This is a genomic window from Candidatus Sodalis pierantonius str. SOPE (assembly GCF_000517405.1).
GTDB lineage: Bacteria > Pseudomonadota > Gammaproteobacteria > Enterobacterales > Enterobacteriaceae > Sodalis_C > Sodalis_C pierantonii.
Genome location: NZ_CP006568.1, coordinates 1,248,238 through 1,267,209 on the forward strand (window position 1 = coordinate 1,248,238; position 18,972 = coordinate 1,267,209).

At 56.2% G+C, this 18,972-nt stretch carries 16 protein-coding genes and 2 pseudogenes; 16 read left to right on the forward strand and 2 right to left on the reverse strand.

Going from position 1 to position 18,972, the window contains the following annotated elements; genetic code table 11:
• Nucleotides 1-41: 41 nt before the first annotated feature.
• The 8 genes and pseudogenes from hflK (at nt 42) to rlmB (ending at nt 11,475) form a co-directional block, all read left to right on the forward strand.
• Complete coding sequence (hflK, locus tag SOPEG_RS06455) at nt 42-1,307, forward strand: FtsH protease activity modulator HflK (RefSeq protein ID WP_025244725.1); 1,266 nt, start codon at nt 42-44, stop codon at nt 1,305-1,307.
• A gap of 3 nt (nt 1,308-1,310) precedes the next feature.
• Nucleotides 1,311-2,327: a protease modulator HflC gene (hflC, locus tag SOPEG_RS06460; RefSeq protein ID WP_025244726.1), complete on the forward strand. Its 1,017-nt coding sequence runs from the start codon at nt 1,311-1,313 to the stop codon at nt 2,325-2,327.
• Between the two features lie 1,523 nt (nt 2,328-3,850).
• Nucleotides 3,851-5,078: pseudogene (locus tag SOPEG_RS26060) on the forward strand (IS256 family transposase).
• Between the two features lie 717 nt (nt 5,079-5,795).
• Entirely contained in the window at nt 5,796-6,095 is a 300-nt protein-coding gene (locus tag SOPEG_RS06470) for a hypothetical protein (protein ID WP_148297009.1), read from the forward strand.
• A 39-nt stretch (nt 6,096-6,134) separates the two neighbouring features.
• Entirely contained in the window at nt 6,135-6,335 is a 201-nt protein-coding gene (locus SOPEG_RS06475) for a DUF2065 domain-containing protein (protein WP_025244728.1), read from the forward strand.
• A gap of 78 nt (nt 6,336-6,413) precedes the next feature.
• Nucleotides 6,414-7,712: an adenylosuccinate synthase gene (locus tag SOPEG_RS06480; protein ID WP_025244729.1), complete on the forward strand. Its 1,299-nt coding sequence runs from the start codon at nt 6,414-6,416 to the stop codon at nt 7,710-7,712.
• A gap of 434 nt (nt 7,713-8,146) precedes the next feature.
• Nucleotides 8,147-10,672: a ribonuclease R gene (gene rnr, locus SOPEG_RS06490; RefSeq protein ID WP_025244730.1), complete on the forward strand. Its 2,526-nt coding sequence runs from the start codon at nt 8,147-8,149 to the stop codon at nt 10,670-10,672.
• Nucleotides 10,673-10,743: 71 nt separating this feature from the next.
• On the forward strand, nt 10,744-11,475 hold the full coding sequence (gene rlmB, locus SOPEG_RS06495; RefSeq protein ID WP_025244731.1) for a 23S rRNA (guanosine(2251)-2'-O)-methyltransferase RlmB: 732 nt from the start codon (nt 10,744-10,746) through the stop codon (nt 11,473-11,475).
• Between the two features lie 277 nt (nt 11,476-11,752).
• Here rlmB and bsmA read toward each other — a convergent pair whose 3' ends face one another.
• Nucleotides 11,753-12,034 carry a biofilm peroxide resistance protein BsmA gene (bsmA, locus tag SOPEG_RS06500; protein WP_148297010.1) on the reverse strand — a complete coding sequence of 94 codons (282 nt, stop codon included), beginning with the start codon at nt 12,032-12,034 and terminating at the stop codon, nt 11,753-11,755.
• Between the two features lie 144 nt (nt 12,035-12,178).
• Between bsmA and yjfP the strand changes: the two genes are divergently transcribed.
• The 7 genes and pseudogenes from yjfP (at nt 12,179) to istB (ending at nt 17,079) form a co-directional block, all read left to right on the forward strand.
• On the forward strand, nt 12,179-12,928 hold the full coding sequence (gene yjfP / locus SOPEG_RS06505; RefSeq protein WP_025244732.1) for an esterase: 750 nt from the start codon (nt 12,179-12,181) through the stop codon (nt 12,926-12,928).
• Nucleotides 12,929-13,114: 186 nt separating this feature from the next.
• Nucleotides 13,115-13,510 (forward strand): 30S ribosomal protein S6, encoded by a 396-nt coding sequence (gene rpsF, locus SOPEG_RS06510; RefSeq protein WP_025244733.1) that lies wholly within the window; start codon nt 13,115-13,117, stop codon nt 13,508-13,510.
• A 3-nt stretch (nt 13,511-13,513) separates the two neighbouring features.
• A complete protein-coding gene (gene priB, locus SOPEG_RS06515) occupies nt 13,514-13,834 on the forward strand; it encodes a primosomal replication protein N (protein WP_025244734.1) in 321 nt (106 codons plus the stop codon).
• A 4-nt stretch (nt 13,835-13,838) separates the two neighbouring features.
• Nucleotides 13,839-14,066 carry a 30S ribosomal protein S18 gene (gene rpsR, locus SOPEG_RS06520; RefSeq protein ID WP_005974788.1) on the forward strand — a complete coding sequence of 76 codons (228 nt, stop codon included), beginning with the start codon at nt 13,839-13,841 and terminating at the stop codon, nt 14,064-14,066.
• A 38-nt stretch (nt 14,067-14,104) separates the two neighbouring features.
• On the forward strand, nt 14,105-14,557 hold the full coding sequence (rplI, locus tag SOPEG_RS06525; RefSeq protein WP_025244735.1) for a 50S ribosomal protein L9: 453 nt from the start codon (nt 14,105-14,107) through the stop codon (nt 14,555-14,557).
• 207 nt (nt 14,558-14,764) lie between these two features.
• A pseudogene (gene istA / locus SOPEG_RS06530) lies at nt 14,765-16,318 on the forward strand (IS21-like element ISSoEn3 family transposase).
• A gap of 11 nt (nt 16,319-16,329) precedes the next feature.
• On the forward strand, nt 16,330-17,079 hold the full coding sequence (gene istB, locus SOPEG_RS06535) for an IS21-like element ISSoEn3 family helper ATPase IstB (protein WP_025244736.1): 750 nt from the start codon (nt 16,330-16,332) through the stop codon (nt 17,077-17,079).
• Nucleotides 17,080-17,292: 213 nt separating this feature from the next.
• On the opposite strand, the gene SOPEG_RS29235 is transcribed toward istB, so the two are convergent.
• Entirely contained in the window at nt 17,293-18,204 is a 912-nt protein-coding gene (locus SOPEG_RS29235) for a LysM-like peptidoglycan-binding domain-containing protein (protein ID WP_081742943.1), read from the reverse strand.
• A gap of 125 nt (nt 18,205-18,329) precedes the next feature.
• On the opposite strand from SOPEG_RS29235, the gene SOPEG_RS06545 reads away from it, so the two are divergent.
• Nucleotides 18,330-18,950: a peptidylprolyl isomerase gene (locus SOPEG_RS06545; protein ID WP_025244738.1), complete on the forward strand. Its 621-nt coding sequence runs from the start codon at nt 18,330-18,332 to the stop codon at nt 18,948-18,950.
• The last annotated feature ends 22 nt before the right edge of the window (nt 18,951-18,972 follow it).

Genomic DNA, 18,972 nt, shown 5'->3' on the forward strand with positions numbered 1-18,972 from the left:
AGCCTGAAGAATACTAATTAAAGTAAAAAGGGAGCTAAAACATGGCGTGGAACCAGCCCGGTAATAACGGACATGACCGCGACCCGTGGGGGAGCAGCAATAATAATAGCGGCAACTCTGGCGGAAATAACAATAAAGGCGGACGAGAACAAGGGCCGCCCGATCTGGATGATATCTTCCGCAAACTCAGCCGCAAGCTGAGCGGGTTCGGCAATAAAGGTGGTAGCGGCACCGGCACCGGCGCGCCGGGCAGAAGCGGCCGTTATATCAGTCTGGCGGTGGCGGCCGTGGTGGTCATCTGGGCGGGCAGCGGCTTCTACACGATTAAAGAAGCGGAGCGCGGCGTAGTGCTGCGTTTCGGCAAATTCGATCATCTGGTTCAGCCTGGCCTGAATTGGAAGCCGACTTTCATTGATACCGTGACCGCGGTCAACGTGGAGTCGGTACGGGAGCTGGCGGCGTCCGGCGTCATGCTGACCTCCGATGAGAACGTGGTGCGCGTTGAAATGAACGTGCAGTATCGCGTGACCGACCCCGAACGCTATTTGTTTAGCGTCACCAACGCCGACGACAGCCTGCGCCAGGCTACCGACAGCGCTCTGCGCGGCGTCATCGGTAAATACACTATGGATCGCATCTTGACCGAAGGCCGTACCGTGGTGCGCAGCGACACCCAGCGGGTGCTAGAAGAAACTATTCAGCCATATAACATGGGTATAACCCTGCTGGACGTCAACTTCCAGGCCGCCCGGCCGCCGGAAGAGGTGAAAGCGGCCTTTGACGACGCTATCGCCGCGCGGGAAAACGAACAGCAGTATATCCGCGAAGCCGAAGCGTATTCCAATGAAGTGCAGCCGCGCGCTAACGGTCAGGCGCAGCGCATCCTGGAAGAGGGCCGCGCCTATAAAGCCCGCACTGTTCTGGAGGCGCTGGGGGAAGTGCAACGTTTCGCCAAGGTGCTGCCGGAGTATAAAGCGGCACCGGAAATTACCCGCGAACGCCTGTATATCGACGCTATGGAGCGCGTGCTGAGCAGTACCCGCAAAATTCTGGTCAACGACAAAGGCAGCAACAATTTGATGGTGCTGCCGCTGGATCAGATGTTGCGCAACCCGCCGGCGCCGACCGGCAATAGCAAGACGCGCTCAAGCAATGAGGCGCTCAATCTGTTGCGGCTGCCTGCCGGGGGCGCCAACAGCGGTGTCGCGACGGCACCTGCCGCGGGCGGCAACGCTAACGGAACGGTCATGGATCAGCGACGCGCCAATGCACAGCGTGACGATACCACGCGCGAAGGGAGGGAGTAACCGATGCGTAAGCCTTTATTGCTTATTGTGGTGATAGTGCTGGTGGTGCTGTATGCGTCACTGTTTGTGGTGCAAGAAGGCCAGCGCGGCATCGTTCTGCGCTTTGGTAAAGTATTGCGCGACGGCGACAACAAACCGTTGATTTTCAATCCCGGTTTGCACATGAAAATACCGTTTATTGAAACGGTCAAGAATCTCGATGCGCGCATTCAGACCATGGAAAACCAGGCGGATCGCTTTGTGACCATGGAGAAGAAAGACCTGATCGTTGACTCCTATATCAAATGGCGTATCAGCGACTTCAGCCGGTATTATCTGGCGACCGACGGCGGTGATGTGTCGCAGGCGGAAGTGTTGCTGAAACGGAAGTTTTCCGACCGTTTGCGCTCGGAGCTCGGCCGGCTGGATGTGAAGGGGATCGTCACCGACTCCCGCAACCGCCTGATGACCGATGTGCGCGAAGCGCTTAATAACGGGACCTCCGGCGACAATGAAGAGACGCAGGCCACCGCGGCCGATAACGCCATCGCTTCCGCCGCCGCGCGGGTAGAGCGTGAAACCAACGGCCAGCAGCCGGCGGTGAACCCGAACAGTATGGCGGCGCTGGGCATTGAAGTTGTCGACGTGCGTATCAAGCAGATCAACCTGCCGACGGAAGTGTCCGACGCGATTTATCAGCGCATGCGCGCGGAGCGTGAAGCCGTCGCCCGTCGCCACCGGTCCCAGGGCCAGGAAGAGGCGGAGAAGCTGCGTGCCGCCGCGGATTACGAAGTGACCCGCACGCTGGCCGAGGCCGAGCGTCAGGCGCTGATTACCCGTGGTGAAGCGGATGCGGAAACCGCCAAGCTGTATGCCGACGCGTTCAGCCGGGATCCGGCGTTCTACGCCTTTATCCGCAGTCTGCGCGCGTATGAAAACAGCTTTAACAGCAACAATGATGTGATGGTGCTGAGCCCGGAAAGTGATTTCTTCCGCTTCATGAAGTCGCCGGAAGATACCGCGGTCGGCCGCCGTCCCTAACGGTTGCCTCGCACATTCAATCAGGCTCGAGTGTGCGAGGTACGTTTTTCCCAGGGCGGGCCGCGGGTCAAGCGTGCCTGTCTTGCGGTATGCTACGGCTAACGGCCCGCCAAGGTCGTTAATCAGTACGGCGAGCAAGTGTCGAGTATCCGTGGCCTGTGCGATACCGTCGCTGGACGGCTTAATTGACCGCAATCGATACCAGGGGTCTTGGCGGGTGGTCCACGCACTTCGTCAGGCTTAAATCAGCAACGGCATTGGCCAGCAGCAGCTCGGTGACGCGCTCAACCGTCCACAATCTTTTACCGCTAAAGTCAAAAGCGGGAAATAAGGCTGGATATCGTTGTACTTTTCTCCCTAACCCGCCTTTTCGCTATCGATCCACTCTTTTGGATTGAGCGTAGCAATAAGCTTATCCCGCCACAGACCGTTAAACCTCCTACAACTGATGCGATTCGCATCGCGACACGGCTGTGTATGAGGGCATCCATGAACCGAAATACAGGGGAGCGCCTCCTATCCTGGTGGTTGCCCTCGTTTTTGCGTGCGAGATATTTTCGTCACTGAGACACTTTGTAAACAATTATGCAACAATCAGCTCGTTTCTATAGTTAATAAAATAATTAATGATAGAAATATTGATGGGCGGCTATTTTAAGCGGACGTTCGTCATCTAATTTTACGCATTTACCATGGAGGTTATGGTATGTATTCAATAATGAGATCACGTAAAGCGTTATTGATAGCAACAACACTGGTATTCATTTCCCTCGCCACTTCGCCGGCCTTTGCTTTAGCATGTCTAGCCAAGCCCGGTAATACCGCAAAGGAGTGCTCAGAGCTTTGCGTCTGGACGGGACCCGGTTTCCCTATCTGCCTTTAATACCCGACGCTCTGTCATTGTGAGGTAATAATAACCCTAGCCTTTTGCTTAATGAGGAAAGGCTCGCTTGCAACGCCACGTTAAGTATCCCATAGTGACTCATCATATTCAGTATGAAGAACTTCCGGTTTCGCTATCCGCGGGTTTTTATCCTCAGTGACGTGATTGCTCTGGAATGATATCGAAAAGAGTTCAAGATTGAACTCAAAATAATGAAACTTGATGATACATTGCGTTCACTTCATCGTGTTAGTTCTCATTTTGATGAAAAATGAATCGTCTCTAGGTTTAAATTAATGTTTGAAATGCTCATGATCTCTATGGACGCCGTACATCACTTCACGGCTGCTCAACATTGGAGATAATACATGCCGAACGACTATATGCAGCACAGGATAAATCAATATGGACAACATGTATGGTATACAAATAAATTTATATCCGATTGTCGAAAGAAAAAAATTGCGGAGAGGTTTATTTCTGTAAATAATGTCTTATGCAGGTGCCCATCAAGCGAAGAGACGTGCCGTTGGATGAATTATACAAATCACTGCCGTTCCGATTATTAGAGCCTGTTTAGAAATTTGTGTATTTGCCTGATTTTGATATGTTCAATCCAACATCAAAAACAGGTTAATTTATGGACGAAAAACAGTTGCAGGCTCTGGCTAACGAACTGGCCAAAAATCTCAAAACCCCTGAAGATCTCAGTCACTTCGATCGGCTGCTGAAAAAAATCAGCGTCGAAGCAGCTCTCAATGCCGAAATGACCCATCACCTCGGCTACGATAAAAATCAGCCTAAACCGGGGACCAACGCCCGCAACGGCTATTCCACAAAAACCGTTACCACTGGCGATGGCCCGCTGGCGCTGCGTACTCCGCGCGATCGTGACGGTTCCTTTGAACCGCAACTGGTGAAGAAGAACCAGACCCGGATTACCGGGATGGATAACCAGATTTTATCGTTGTACGGCCAAAGGGATGACCACCCGCGAGATCGCCGCCGAGTTCAAAGAGCTGTATGACGCCGATGTCTCGCCGGCGCTGGTCTCAAAGGTCACCGATGCGGTCATGGAGCAGGTTGTCGAATGGCAAAACCGGCCTCTGGATGCAGTCTATCCCATTGTTTATCTTGACTGTATCGTTCTAAAAGTCCGGCAGGACAGCCGCATCATCAACAAATCTGTGTTCCTGGCGCTGGGCATCAACATCGAAGGCCAGAAAGAGTTGCTAGGTATGTGGCTGGCCGAAAACGAAGGCGCAAAGTTCTGGCTGAACGTGCTGACAGAGCTGAAAAACCGCGGCCTGAACGATATCCTTATCGCCTGCGTAGACGGGCTGAAAGGTTTCCCTGACGCTATTAACGCGGTGTATCCGGAGGCGTGGCTCCAGCTGTGTATCGTGCATATGGTGCGCAACAACCTGCGGTTCGTCTCCTGGAAGGACTACAAGGCCGTCACCCGCGACCTGAAAGCTATCTATCAGGCCCCTACGGAAATCAGGCCCCTACGGAAGAAGCCGGTTTGCAGGCGCTGGAAGCGTTCTCCAGTGCCTGGGACATCCGCTACCCGCAAATAAGTCGAAGCTGGCAGGCAAACTGGGCCAATCTGGCCACGTTCTTTGCCTACTCAATGGACATCCGCAAGGTGATCTACACGACCAACGCCATCGAGTCGTTAAACAGCGTGATCCGGCATGCTATCAAAAAGCGCAAGGTGTTCCCGACCGACGACGCAGTGAAAAAAGGTGGTGTGGCTGGCGATACAGGCGGCCTCACAGAAATGGACAATGCCTTTGAGGGACTGGCGCATGGCAATGAGCCGCTTTATTATCGAGTTCGGTGACCGCCTGGACGGTCACTTCTGAGAAAAGGCATTTACACAGAATCCGGTACGGGCTCTTCACATTTTAAATCGCTAGGTAGGGAAATGCCCATCACGAGAACTACCTTTTCTGATCGGTATAACGACAGACACTACTATTGCCCTTGTCCACCCGATCCCTGTGCTTCTAAAGCGTTTTATAATCAATGCTGAGAACATGAAACAAAAAACATGCATGGTGTCGATGTTGCCGGAGCTGAGGTTATGCTTCATCCCAAAGACTATCCATCGAATTATTCAGAAACAGCAAAGTTAATTGGGTTGCAAGAGGTAAGCTGTTTGTGTCCACCGAGGTTTGCCGCAAGCGTAAATGCCGCATATTCATCTTCCGGGCGATAAGTGTTCAACTATTTTTAATAGAAAGCTCGCCTTCGCCCGATGGCGTGCGAGTAAACCCGTTCGCCCAGGAATCTTATGAATAGCTTTCTTCACTTTCTTCATGGAAATCCGCTCCTTAGTCATACCCGTAATTAACACCGCATTTCGTATGGGTCCACGGATAACGGTTGCTGCGTGGGGGCGGGCTGAACAGTTTCGCGCCATGCCGAGGAGGGTCGGCGGCTTCACAGAAGACGTTGACGCCGCCGTCCGGCCGTTGGTCACCGTTGTCCATACCCCAAACGGCGGCGGGTTTGCCTCCGCGCTGGCGTAGTGATGCCAAAATGGCCAGGATAATTCGTAGTGAGGATAACGCACGTCAATGGCGGTGTTTGCCGTACGTCCCTCCCTAGCGCCTTTATCTAAACATGGTGATAACTTCCAACAAGAATTTTCATGGACTCTTTTAAATTGCTCGCGCTTGATGCTAAATGCTAACCCACCGTGCGTGTTGGCGCGAAAGAACGGGAAAGCCAATTATGCACGACGGCAGGCAGATGCGAAGAGTACAGGTGTGCATATAAAGGCCGCGGATATCGAGGCCTTATTGTTCGGTGTTGATAGTGTGTGGACGGCCTTTGAGATGAATTGCATTCATTTCAATGAGATAATGTGTGTTTAATACCCGATCATTCGGGCCTTTTTGCTTTGAGGTTATGTCATGAATCCGACGATTTGGATGGCGCTCGGTTTGGTGCTGGTGCTGGAGGGATTGGGGCCGATGTTGTTTCCAGGCGTCTGGCGCAAGATGATAGGTTCGCTGACGACGCTGCCGGATACGCTATTGCGTCGCTTCGGCGGGGGTTTAGTGGTCGCCGGCTGCGTTATCTACTATATGTTGCGTAGCAAAATGGGCGCGTGATCGCAGCGCGAAAAAGTACTGAAAGTTATGGATTCAGATGGTAGAATCCATTTTTAAGCAATCTGGTGAAGTTAAGAGATGGGTAAGAACGTCGTCGTACTGGGCACCCAATGGGGTGACGAAGGTAAAGGCAAGGTCGTCGACCTGCTGACCGAACGGGCCAAATATGTTGTTCGCTATCAGGGCGGACACAACGCCGGTCATACTTTAGTTATCAACGGTGAAAAAACCGTCCTTCATTTGATCCCCTCAGGCATTCTGCGTGAAAATGTCGTCAGCATCATCGCCAACGGCGTCGTGCTGTCGCCGGAAGCGCTGATGAAAGAGATGGGAGCGCTGGAGGCGCGGGGTATTCCGGTACGCGAACGCATGCTGATTTCCGAGGCGTGTCCGCTCATTCTTGCCTATCACGTAGCGATGGACGTCGCGCGCGAAAAGGCCCGCGGCGCCAAAGCCATCGGCACCACCGGCCGCGGCATCGGCCCGGCCTATGAAGACAAAGTGGCGCGTCGCGCGCTGCGCGTGGGCGATCTGTTCAATAAAGACACCTTCGCCGCAAAGCTGAAAGAGGTCGTGGATTACTATAACTTCCAGCTGGTGCAGTATTACCAGGCTGAAGCGGTGGATTATCAAACGGTGCTGGACGATATCCTGGCGGTGGCAGACGTCCTGACCGGGATGGTGGTGGATGTCTCCGAGCTGCTGGACGCCGCCCGCAAACGCGGCGATTTGATGATGTTTGAAGGCGCCCAGGGAACGCTGCTGGATATCGACCACGGCACCTATCCCTACGTTACCTCCTCCAACACCACCGCCGGCGGCGTCGCGACCGGCTCCGGCCTCGGTCCGCGCTATGTGGATTATGTCCTCGGCATCGTCAAGGCATATTCCACCCGCGTCGGCGCTGGCCCGTTTCCCACCGAGCTGTTTGACGACACGGGCGAGTTTCTGTGCGCCAAGGGCAATGAATTCGGCGCCACCACCGGCCGCCACCGCCGCACCGGCTGGCTGGATGCGGTAGCGGTACGTCGCGCGGTACAGATTAACTCCCTTTCCGGTTTCTGCCTCACCAAGCTCGACGTGCTTGACGGTCTGCAAGAGGTGAAAATCTGTACCGCCTATCGCCTGTCTGACGGCCGCGTGGTGGAAAGCACCCCGTTGGCGGCGGAAAACTGGGAAGGTATTGAGCCGATTTATGAGACGTTGCCGGGCTGGAGCGAGAGCACCTTCGGCGTGAAGCAGTTCGACAAGCTGCCCGACGCGGCGCGTCGCTACATCAAGCGCATAGAAGAGGTGACCGGCGTACCGGTTGACATCGTTTCGACCGGGCCTGACCGTAGCGAAACCATGATTCTACGCGATCCGTTTGACGCCTAACGGCCGTCGGGCGTAAATTAGCAAAAAAGAGAGCAAACCGGGCTACGCCCGGTTTGTTTTTATATGTCAATAGGTTATCTTGCCCTCATTGCCGACCAACAAGTTTTATGGCCTGTTTGGTTCTCAAAGGTTACTCTTATTGTTCATGTTTTCCTTTTTACCGGTACGTATGCCCCCGCCAGGGTTTAGCGGGCTTGCCAATGATAGCGGTATTGAGGCCGGTGCCGTGCGCGCCGGCCGGTTGTAGCGCGGAAACAGAGGTTGACATTTTGCCTGCCGTTGAAAACAGGTGTTGCCGCAGGCACCCATAGGGTCCATCACATCATTTTGCGCCTGGCGTGGCCGGCATGATGGCTCTAACCGCCACTCTACAAAAACGTGCGCGTGCCCGCTAGCGGCACGGCAACCTGTTTTGACATTATGGAGATAGCTCAATGTCACAAGATCCCTTTCTGGAAAGAGAGGCAGAAAAATACGCGTTCCCGGTGCCAAGCCGAGAATTTATCCTCGCCCATTTAGCCAAGCGGGAAAAGCCCGCCAGCCGCGAGGAGTTGGCGCAAGAACTGGATATCAGTGGTGAAGACCAACTGGAAGGCTTGTGCCGCCGCCTGCGCGCAATGGAGCGTGACGGGCAACTGATTTTCACCCGTCGGCAGTGCTATGCGCTACCGGAGCGTCTGGATTTGTTGCGCGGTACGGTCATCGGCCATCGAGACGGTTTCGGTTTCCTGCGCGTCGAAGGCAGCAAGGACGATTATTATTTGTCCGCCGAACAGATGAAAATGGCCATTCACGGCGATATCGTCATAGCGCAGCCGCAGGGCGCGGACCGCAAAGGCCGCCGCGAGGCGCGCATTGTGCGGGTGCTGGTGCCGAAAACCAGCCAGATCGTTGGCCGCTTTTTCATTGACGCCGGCAGCGCTTTCGTGGTGCCAGACGATAGCCGTCTCAGTTTCGATATCTTGATCCCGCCGGAAGCGACCCAGGGCGCCCGCATGGGGTTCGTGGTAGTGGTGGAGCTGACCCAGCGCCCGACGCGGCGCACCAAAGCCATCGGCAAAGTGGTGGAGGTGCTCGGCGATAATATGGGAACCGGCATGGCGGTGGATATTGCGCTGCGCACCCACGATATTCCCTATGTCTGGCCGCTGGAAGTCGAGCAGCAGTTGGCGAATTTAAAAGAAGAGGTACCGGAAGCGGCCAAGCGCGGGCGTATCGATTTACGCGCGCTACCCTTGGTGACCATCGACGGCGAGGATGCGCGCGACTTCGATGACGCGGTGTACTGCGAGAAAAAACGCAGCGGAGGCTGGCGTCTGTGGGTGGCGATAGCCGATGTGAGCTACTATGTCCGGCCGCATACGCCGCTGGACCAGGAAGCGAGCCGGCGCGCGACTTCGGTCTATTTCCCCTCGCAGGTGATCCCGATGCTGCCCGAGGTGCTGTCCAACGGGCTGTGCTCCCTCAATCCGCAGGTGGACAGGCTGTGTATGATCTGTGAGATGACCATTTCCGCCCAGGGGCGTCTCTCTTCCTACAAATTTTATGAAGCGGTGATGAATTCTCACGCGCGCCTGACTTACAATAAGGTCTGGCAGATCTTGCAGGGCCAGCAGGAATTGCGCAACCATTACGCGCCGCTCATCAAGCCGCTGACCCAACTGCATGAAATGTATCAGACGCTGGAACAGGCCAGGTTGCAGCGCGGCGGTATCTCTTTTGAAACCGAAGAGGCCAAGTTTATCTTCAACACGGAGCGCCGCATCGAGCGTATTGAGCCGGTGAAGCGCAATGATGCCCATAAGCTTATCGAAGAGTGCATGATCCTGGCGAATATTGCCGCGGCGCACTTTGTCGAGAAGCATAAAGAGCCGGCGCTTTATCGCGTGCATGACCGGCCAAGCAATGACCATATCACCTCGTTGCGCACAGTATTGGGCGAACTGGGGCTGACCTTGGGGGGCGGCGATAAACCTGAGCCCAAAGATTATGCCGATATGATGAATTTGGTCGCTGGCCGTCCGGACCACGAAATGCTGCAAACCATGCTGCTGCGATCGATGAAGCAGGCGATTTATGATCCTGAAAACCGCGGCCACTTCGGGCTGGCGCTGCAGGCGTATGCTCACTTCACCTCGCCTATCCGCCGTTATCCGGATCTTGCGTTGCATCGGGCGATCAAATATCTTCTCGGCCGACAGAATGGCGACGTCGATGGACGGGCCACACCGACCGGCGGTTGGCATTCCGAACTGGAAGAGATGTTGCAGCTTGGCCAGCAATGTTCGCTCAGCGAGCGTCGCGCCGATGAAGCGACCCGCGACGTGGCGGATTGGCTGAAGTGCGATTTTATGCAGGATCACGTTGGGCAAGTATTCAGCGGCATTATTACCAGCGTCACCAGTTTCGGTTTCTTTGTGCGTCTCGATGAGCTGTTTATCGACGGCTTGGTGCATGTCTCATCGCTGGATAATGATTATTATCGCTATGACAACATCGGCCAGCGGCTGATAGGCGAGTCCGGCGGCAGGGTGTACCGGCTCGGGGACGCGGTAGAAATCCGCGTTGAAGCTGTGCATATGGACGAACGCAAAATCGATTTTTCATTGATTTCCAGCCGCCGTCAGCCGTGCGGTGCCGGCAAAAGCGAGCGCCAGCGTCAGCAGCAGGCCGCCCGCGGCGCTAATGACGGCAAACCGCCGCGCCGCCGCAGCAGCAGTAAACAGCCCGCCAATTTTGAACCCGACAGCGCATTCCGGCCGACAGGGAAGGGGGGCGATAAACCCGGCGCAGGGCGCGGCAAAGGCGGTCACGCCTCTTCGGCGCCGGCCAAACCGTCGACCGAGGACACTTCGCGCAAGAAAACCTCCGCCGAGGGCGCTACCCGTAATAAAGCCGCTGGCGGCAAAACGCGCCGCCGTAGGAAACCCGCCGCGGCTTCCGGTCGCTCAGAAAACTGATTACCGGGCCGCGACGTTTATTAGCACAACCCTAAACGGGCCGGCATGCCCGTTGACGATGAAAGACGATCATGAGCGAAATTATTTACGGGATTCATGCTGTACAGGCCCTGTTGGAGCGCGATCCTCAGCGTTTCCTGGATGTGTATTTGTTAAAAGGACGCGACGACCGCCGTTTGCAGCCCCTGGTTCAGCAACTCGAGCAGGCCGGCATCGTTATTCAGATGGCCAGTCGCCAATGGCTGGATGAGAAAGCAGAGGGCGCGGTACATCAGGGTATCGTCACCCGCGTGCAGGCAGGGCGGCAGTTCCAAGAGAACGATCTGCCGGCGCTACTGGCACAACAGGCTGCGCCGTTGCTGCTGGTTTTGGATGGTGTTACCGATCCGCATAACCTTGGCGCCTGCCTGCGCTGTGCCGACGCCGCCGGTGTCCATGCGGTAATAGTACCGCGCGATCGCGCGGCGCCGCTGAACGCCACCGCCAAAAAGGTCGCCAGCGGTGCCGCGGAGACCGTGCCGCTGATCCGCGTCACCAATCTGGCGCGTACGCTGCGCCTGCTGCAAGAGCATAATGTGTGGATCGTCGGCACCGCCGGCGAGGCGGATCACCATCTTTATCAAAGCAAACTTACCGGGCCGCTGGCGCTGGTGATGGGCGCGGAAGGCAAAGGCATGCGGCGCCTGACCCGTGAACATTGCGATGAACTCATCAGCATTCCCATGGCCGGCGCGGTTTCGTCCCTTAATGTGTCGGTTGCCGCCGGAGTATGCCTGTTTGAAGCCGTGCGGCAGCGAGGTTAGACATCATCTTGCGGCCGCCGGTGAGCGCTATCGGGCCGGCGGCTGAGGCGCTTTTCGGTTACACCCGCCCCATGACGCCATGCGTATGTCCGCCCGCGCCACGGCCCTGACGGCCGAGGCGCCCAGTAAATGTTCGCGCCTTCGGCGTTGTCCGTTCTCGACTATGACGGCGGGCCGCGCCCTGCGGCGTATTCGGTTCTCGCCTTGACGACGTAGCGCACGCCGCTTGGGGTATTCGCGCCGATGAGCCCCTAAAATGCGCGTGCGCGCCGCGCCATTACCGATAAAGAATCGCCTCTCCGTGCCAGACGCCGGGGGTGACCGTTTCATCGATCATCAGGATCTGGTAATAATGCGCCTGACGTTCATCCGCCTGGCGTTGAATGGCGTTTTTAGCATCCATCGGACTGCCGCGTTCATTTACGGTGACCTTGCCTGTCCGGGTCAGCGAACCTACCCTATTGCGGCTGATTTCCACCGCCTGTTTTTCGGGCGGCGGCGGTTTGCCGTTGAACACGCTACATCCCGCTAACGGCAAGCAGCAAAAGATGATCGTCAAAGGAAGTCATTTCATAGCCAAATATCCGCAGTGCTTAGGTGATTAAAGTATAGCGAAACCGGCCAGCAGTGATTATGGTAATGACCGGACGCTGCGGCGACAGGACGGCGTAGCGTGACGTGTTACGGCGAACGGGGAGGCCCCATGGTAGAGATGCATCAGGAGTACGTCGGCGACATCGAAGTGATACATGCGATGCCGGCGGGTGGTTATGCTTTAGGGCTGCCGACGCTGTTTTTTTACCATGGCTACACCTTGTCCAAAGAGGTCTATAGCTATTTCGGCTATGCGCTGGCGCAGGCCGGGTTCCGTGTGATCCTGCCGGATGCTCTTATGCATGGTGCCCGTTTTGACGGCGATGAGCAACGCCGCCTGCGGCATTTTTGGGATATTCTGCGCAATAATATCGACGAATTGCCCACGCTGTACGCCCATTATCGTCAGCGGGGGCAGATTGATGGGCAACGCGTTGGCGTCTGTGGCGCGTCGATGGGCGGCATGACGGCGCTAGGGGCGCTGGCGCGTTATGATTGGCCGTTGTCTGCCGCGGCGTTGATGGGATCCGGCGATTTTATGCGGCTCAGCCGCACGCTTTTTTCGCCGGTGACGCCGGATGCGCCGGATTATGAACGGCGCTTTGCCGCCGCGCTGGCGCCGCTGGCGAACTACGACGTCTTTCAGCGGCTGGATAAATTGGGTGATCGGCTGCTGCTGTTCTGGCATGGCGACGCGGATCCGCTGGTGCCGCCGGCGGAAAGCGCGCGGCTGTATCAGGCGCTAGCAGCGCGCGGCGCCCATCATCGGGTGCGCTATCTCACCGAGCCGGAGATTGGCCATAAAATTACCGTGGGCGCCCTCGCGGCCACCGTCGCTTTTTTTCGCGACGCCCTTTAGCGTTGCGGTTGAACGCCGAGCGCCGGCCGCGTAACCCGGAAATAATCCGCCGCGGTCCTTGTGTTTAGCCGGCTGGATAAGTACAATTTCGCGTCATTTTTCGACCGCACACTTATCACGTTCCTTGCTTCCATGGGCCGCGGTTGACCCTGACAGGAGGCTGAATAATCCGTAAGGAGCAATTCTATGCGTCATTACGAAATCGTTTTTATGGTTCATCCTGACCAAAGCGAACAGGTTGCCGGAATGATCGAACGCTACAGCGCCCTTATTACCGGTGCTGAAGGCCAGTTCCATCGCCTGGAAGACTGGGGCCGCCGTCAGCTGGCTTACCCGATCAACAAACTGCATAAAGCGCACTATGTTCTGCTGAACGTAGAAGCGCCGCAGGAAGTGATTGACGAGCTGGAAACAGCTTTCCGCTTCAATGACGCCGTTATCCGCAGCATGATCATGCGCGTTAAGCACGCGGTGACTGAAGCGTCTCCGATGGTTAAAGCGAAAGACGAACGCCGTGAGCGCCGTGAAGATTTCGCCACTGAAACCAACGAAGACTCTGATGCTGGGGATTCTGAAGAGTAATCGATGATGACGGCGAACCGTCTGATGCTGTCGGGCACCGTGTGCAAGACACCCATCCGTAAGGTCAGTCCGTCAGGTATTCCGCATTACCAGTTCGTGCTTGAGCACCGTTCTGTGCAGCAGGAAGCCGGTTTTTCACGCCAGGCATGGTGCCGACTGCCCGTGGTGGTCAGTGGAAAACACACTCTCGATATAACTCGCAGTATAACGGTCCGCGCGCAGATCACCGTGCAGGGGTTCATCAGTTGCCATCAAGGGCGCAATGGCCTCAGCAAAATAGTTCTGCATGCCGAGCAGATTGATTTGATAGATTCTGGAGACTAGCCCTATGGCACGTTATTTCCGTCGTCGCAAGTTCTGCCGATTCACCGCGGAAGGCGTTGTTGAGATCGACTACAAAGACATCGCTACGCTGAAAAACTATATCACCGAAAGCGGTAAAATTGTCCCGAGCCGGATTACCGGTACTCGCGCCAAATACCAACGTCAGCTGGCCCGCGCGATCAAGCGTGCGCGCTACCTTTCCCTGTTGCCGTACACTGATCGTCATCAGTAATCGGTCATTGTCCACTAAGTCTTTGAGGGGATAAGGTAATGCAAGTTATTCTGCTTGATAAAGTCACCAACCTGGGCGGTTTGGGTGATCAGGTTAATGTTAAAGCGGGTTATGCTCGTAACTTCCTGGTGCCGCAAGGCAAAGCCGTGCCGGCCACCAAGAAAAACGTAGAGTATTTCGAGGCGCGCCGTGCTGAACTGGAAGCCAAACTGGCTGACGTTCAGGCCGAAGCTGGAGCACGCGCCGCGAAAATCAATGAATTGGGCAGCGTCACCATCGCGTCGAAAGCAGGCGACGAAGGTAAACTGTTCGGCTCTATTGGTACTCGCGACATCGCTGACGCGATCACCGCCGCCGGCGTTAACGTCGCGAAAAGCGAAGTGCGTCTGCCGAACGGTGTTCTGCGCACGACTGGTGACCACGACGTCAGCATCCAGGTACACAGCGATGTTTTCGCTACCCTGAATGTGGTGATTGTGCCCGAAGCGTAATCGCGAGATTATCGACCTTAAAACGCCGGCCCTGTGCCGGCGTTTTGCTATTTCGCCCGCGTTGCTGGTTCCGGTCACATCCGACCACTAATTCTGATTTCATCCGATCACTGATTCCGGTCGCCCGATCAGCGATTCCAATTCTGTCTGATCGCTCATTTTCTGTTCCGCCATACTCTGGAGACTTTTAGCTTCCGGGGGCATGGCATGGCACGTAAAAAGAAGAAAGCGAGAACGGAAATGTGCATCTATATTAATGTATTACGTATGAAATTCGAGCAGCGTCGCTCGAATCGCCCTATCGCAGCAGCGCTCGGCATAGGCTGTACTACCGTGCACGATATCCTCGGCCGATTCACGGTAGCTAACCTGGTCTGGCCATTGCCGGCGGAACTGTCCCCCGTCGACCTCGACCGCCTGCTCTATCCCGGCAAATCCGGAAAAGTTATCAATACCTTACCCAGCTGGCTTGATATCGATACCGAGTTAAGCCGCAAGGGCATGACCAAGCAGCTGCTCTGGATGGAATATCAGTCCGCCGTGGGCGGTGATGCCCTCGGTTACTCACAGTTTTGTGCACTGTTCCGTGACTGGAAAAAGAAGTAGCGGCGTTCTATGCGCATGGAGCACAAGGCTGGCGAAAAGCTCTTCATCGACTTCTGTGGCCCCACCGTACCTATCGTCAACCCTGCGACCGGTAGCGTACGCCAGGTCGCTATCTTCGTCGCTGCCATGGGCGTGTCAGGCTATGCGTATATCGAAGCCTGCGAAGGCCAGGACATGGCATCGTGGCTCAACGCCAATAGCCGCTGCCTGCACTTCATGGGTGGGGTTCCGGAGCTGATGATACCTGATAATCTGCGCAGCGCTGTCAGCACCCCTGACCGCTATGAGCCGGTCATAAACCAGAGCTACCAGGCGCTGGCAAATCACTATGAGACAGTGGTGCTACCGGCGCGCCCGAGAAAACCGAAAGACAAGGCGAAGGCAGAATCAACTGTGCAGCTGGTAGAACGCTGGGTTTTGGCCCGGTTGCGTAAACGTAGGTTCTACTCGCTGGCCGAACTCAACCAGGTGATACGAGAACTCAATCATGAGTTGAATCTGCGCCCGATGCGTCATTACGGCGGACAAAGTCGCCTTGAACGCTTCGAGCAGCTGGACAAACCGGCTCTTGGGCCTCTACCGCCCACACAATGGGAATACAGTGAGTATCTCGTTGCCCGAGTGGGACCTGATTACCACATAGACTACGGCAAAAACTGGTACTCGGTGCCGCATCCGCTGGTTGGCGAGCGCGTTGACGTCATCGCCACCCAACGGCTGGTGCAAATCCACCATAAGGGCGTCTGCGTGGCTACGCACCCTCGCAGCGATAACGCCTATAGGCACACGACTCAGGCGGCGCACATGCCGGCTAACCACCATAAGGGGCAGAGTCAGTGGACGCCGGAAAGGCTGTGCAGTTGGGCGCTGTCGGTGGGTGCGTGCACACTGAAAGTGGTCGAGTCCATCCAAAAGAGCAAAGCCCATCCGGAGCAGGCTTACCGCTCCGTGCTGGGGCTACTCAATCTGCAACGGCGCTATGAGACGACGCGACTGGAGAAGGCCTGCGCGCTGGCGTTGGAGAAAGGGTGCATTAACCGCTCTTTCATAGCCAACGTATTGAAACACGGTCGTGAAAGTGAGGTCACCCAGGACGGAGCCGGCGTATCAATGCTGGTTCACGAAAACCTCCGAGGTCCGGATAGTTATCACTAAGGAGAATAAATATGGATACACTGTTAATGGCTCTGCAAGAGCTGAAGTTGTCGACAATGGTCCAGGCGTTGGAGACGCAACGCGAACTCCCGAGGAGTTATGGGGAGCTGGGGTTCGAGGAGCGGTTGTCGCTGATGGTAGAATCGGAAAATTTGCATAGAAAAAACAACCACATATGCCGTCTTCGACGGCAATCGCAAATGCGCTTGCAGGCAAAACCGGAAGATATCCGCTATATCCCTAGCCGAGGAGTGACACCAGAACAGATGCGAGATCTGCTAGGGGGACAATATCTGAAATATCAGAAAAGCATACTCATCACGGGGCCGACAGGTACGGGCAAAACCTGGCTCAGTTGTGCGCTTGGTGAGCAGGCATGCCGGCAGCAATATAGCGTGCGTTACTGGCGAGTGGGTCGGTTGCTGGCCCATCTTCACCAGTGTCAGGTAGACGGGACCTATCTAAAACAGCTTAAGCAGTTAGAAAAAATAGAGTTACTGATCTTGGACGACGTGGGCCTAGAATCAATAAGTCCGATGCAGGCAACGATGCTGTTGGAGGTGATGGAAGATCGCTACGACAAAAGCAGCAGCATCCTGATCAGTCAACTGCCGGTGAAAAAATGGTATGGACTGATAGAAAACCCCACGACAGCTGACGCGTTACTCGATCGATTAGTACACCCCAGCTATAGACTGGAACTTAAAGGCGAATCACTACGCAAAGAGCAAGGAGTAGCCAGCACAGGAAAAATAGACTAAACCCGAGTCAGAAGATGAGCGAACACGTGATCGAATATCACTGGAATGGGTGATCGGAAAATATCGGAATAACTGATCGGATGTCGCCGGAACAGCTGATCGGATACGTCGGAATCTGCACGCGTAGAGGGTGGGACGACAACCGGCCGAGCGCCGGTTTTTTTGCGCTGCGCAAGGGCGCCGGCGTCAAGGGCAGCGACGGGGGCAGAATGGTTATCGGCGCTGGTAGCTGCCGTCGGGCTGGAGCGCAAAACGTACCGGGCCGGCGGCGCCGGTTTCTATTTCCAGCAGCGTCACGACGCCCTGTGCGTTTTGCACGATGCGGACTTCCTGTCCGGCCTGCAGGCTGCTTAGCGGTTTGTCGTTGCCCTCTACCTGGGCCATGGCAAAGACATCCTCCACCGGCAGATTATGCGCGCGGAACAACTGGGCCAGTGTCTGGCCGTCGACGATGCGGTACGTTTGCACGTGTCGCTCGTCCGTGTTGCCGCCGCCGGCGCTGTTGTCCACCAGCTCGGCCTGCATACTCGGCACGGCAGAGGATGCTGCATCATTGCGAGCCACCGGCGCCGGAGGCGTCGTTGGACTGTAGGGCCAAAGTAAGGCGATGGCCACCAGTAATGCGATAATCAGCAGCCAGCGGCGATGCATGAGTGGTAGCGGCCCCATCCAGTTAAAGCCGTCGGGCAGGTGCCACAATGTCGCCAATAGCGCCTGTCCACGCAGTGAGGCGCCTTCGCTTGGCGGTGCGGGGGCCGCTGACGTTCGTGGCGGGACGTCTGTCAGATAATCAGGGCGATGGCCCGCGCTGCCGATGGCCAGGGCGTAGGGCGCGTCCTCCGTCGACGCGGCTGGCAGGCTGTCCTGCGCGCCCGTGTTTTTCCCCGGCGTGCGTTTAACGCTTTCACTGGTTGGCGCGCGTTCATCGCTCTCAACGGCGGGCCGGCTGACGTCATCATCGGGGCCGAAACGGCGACGCCATTTCTCCCGCAGGCCGTCTAGGCCCGGCAGCGAAAAGCCCGGGGACGTGTTTTTCCTGGGCGCGATTCTGCCCATGATGACCTCTCTTGCAAAACTGTTGCCGTAACCCGATGAAGTATAGAGCGGCGTGGGATGAAGCTCCATGCCTATTTTATACCGTGACGCTGACGTTAAGGGGAGGCGTCATACTATTTGCACGCGGGATTTTACCCCAACCGCCCGCGCTGTTATGCTGCGCCTTTCGCTTTTTGAGATATCAAGGAAATGCCATGACTAACCCTTCATTAGACAGCGTAGAAGCCCAGGCGAGCTACGGTATCGGCCTACAGGTAGGCCAGCAACTGGTCGAATCCGGTCTGGAAGGCCTGTTGCCGGATGCTTTGCTTACGGGATTGCGCGATGCGCTGGAAGGCAATGCCCCGGCGGTGCCGGTGGACGTTATCCATCGCGCGCTGCGTACCGTCTACGAACGCGCCGACGCGGTGCGTCAGGAGCGCCAGCAGCATCTGGCGGTGGAAGGCGATAAGTTCCTGGCGGACAATGCCGACAAGGAGGGCGTCACACTGACCGAATCCGGCCTGCAATTTAAAGTCCTGACCCAAGGCGACGGGCCCATCCCCTCGCGCCAGGATCGCGTGCGCGTGCATTATACCGGCCGGCTGCTGGACGGCACCGTGTTTGACAGTTCGGTTGAGCGGGGCCAGCCGGCAGAGTTCCCGGTCAGCGGCGTCATTGCCGGTTGGATCAAAGCGCTGACGTTGATGCCGGTCGGCTCCCGGTGGGAATTGTATATTCCCCATAAACTGGCCTACGGCGAACGCGGCGCGGGCGCGTCCATTCCGCCTTTCAGCGCGTTGATTTTTGAAGTAGAGCTGTTGGAAATTCTGTAAACCTGCGGAACGCGCGCCGACG

What these genes read in the sequence shown, in the direction of transcription:
- hflK (WP_025244725.1), top strand. Translation starts at nt 42, where the DNA reads ATGGCGTGGAACCAGCCCGGTAATAACGGACATGACCGCGACCCGTGG.
- hflC (WP_025244726.1), top strand. Translation starts at nt 1,311, where the DNA reads ATGCGTAAGCCTTTATTGCTTATTGTGGTGATAGTGCTGGTGGTGCTG.
- SOPEG_RS06470 (WP_148297009.1), top strand. Translation starts at nt 5,796, where the DNA reads ATGGCGGTGTTTGCCGTACGTCCCTCCCTAGCGCCTTTATCTAAACAT.
- SOPEG_RS06475 (WP_025244728.1), top strand. Translation starts at nt 6,135, where the DNA reads ATGAATCCGACGATTTGGATGGCGCTCGGTTTGGTGCTGGTGCTGGAG.
- SOPEG_RS06480 (WP_025244729.1), top strand. Translation starts at nt 6,414, where the DNA reads ATGGGTAAGAACGTCGTCGTACTGGGCACCCAATGGGGTGACGAAGGT.
- rnr (WP_025244730.1), top strand. Translation starts at nt 8,147, where the DNA reads ATGTCACAAGATCCCTTTCTGGAAAGAGAGGCAGAAAAATACGCGTTC.
- rlmB (WP_025244731.1), top strand. Translation starts at nt 10,744, where the DNA reads ATGAGCGAAATTATTTACGGGATTCATGCTGTACAGGCCCTGTTGGAG.
- yjfP (WP_025244732.1), top strand. Translation starts at nt 12,179, where the DNA reads ATGGTAGAGATGCATCAGGAGTACGTCGGCGACATCGAAGTGATACAT.
- rpsF (WP_025244733.1), top strand. Translation starts at nt 13,115, where the DNA reads ATGCGTCATTACGAAATCGTTTTTATGGTTCATCCTGACCAAAGCGAA.
- priB (WP_025244734.1), top strand. Translation starts at nt 13,514, where the DNA reads ATGATGACGGCGAACCGTCTGATGCTGTCGGGCACCGTGTGCAAGACA.
- rpsR (WP_005974788.1), top strand. Translation starts at nt 13,839, where the DNA reads ATGGCACGTTATTTCCGTCGTCGCAAGTTCTGCCGATTCACCGCGGAA.
- rplI (WP_025244735.1), top strand. Translation starts at nt 14,105, where the DNA reads ATGCAAGTTATTCTGCTTGATAAAGTCACCAACCTGGGCGGTTTGGGT.
- istB (WP_025244736.1), top strand. Translation starts at nt 16,330, where the DNA reads ATGGATACACTGTTAATGGCTCTGCAAGAGCTGAAGTTGTCGACAATG.
- SOPEG_RS29235 (WP_081742943.1), bottom strand. Translation starts at nt 18,204, where the DNA reads ATGGAGCTTCATCCCACGCCGCTCTATACTTCATCGGGTTACGGCAAC.
- SOPEG_RS06545 (WP_025244738.1), top strand. Translation starts at nt 18,330, where the DNA reads ATGACTAACCCTTCATTAGACAGCGTAGAAGCCCAGGCGAGCTACGGT.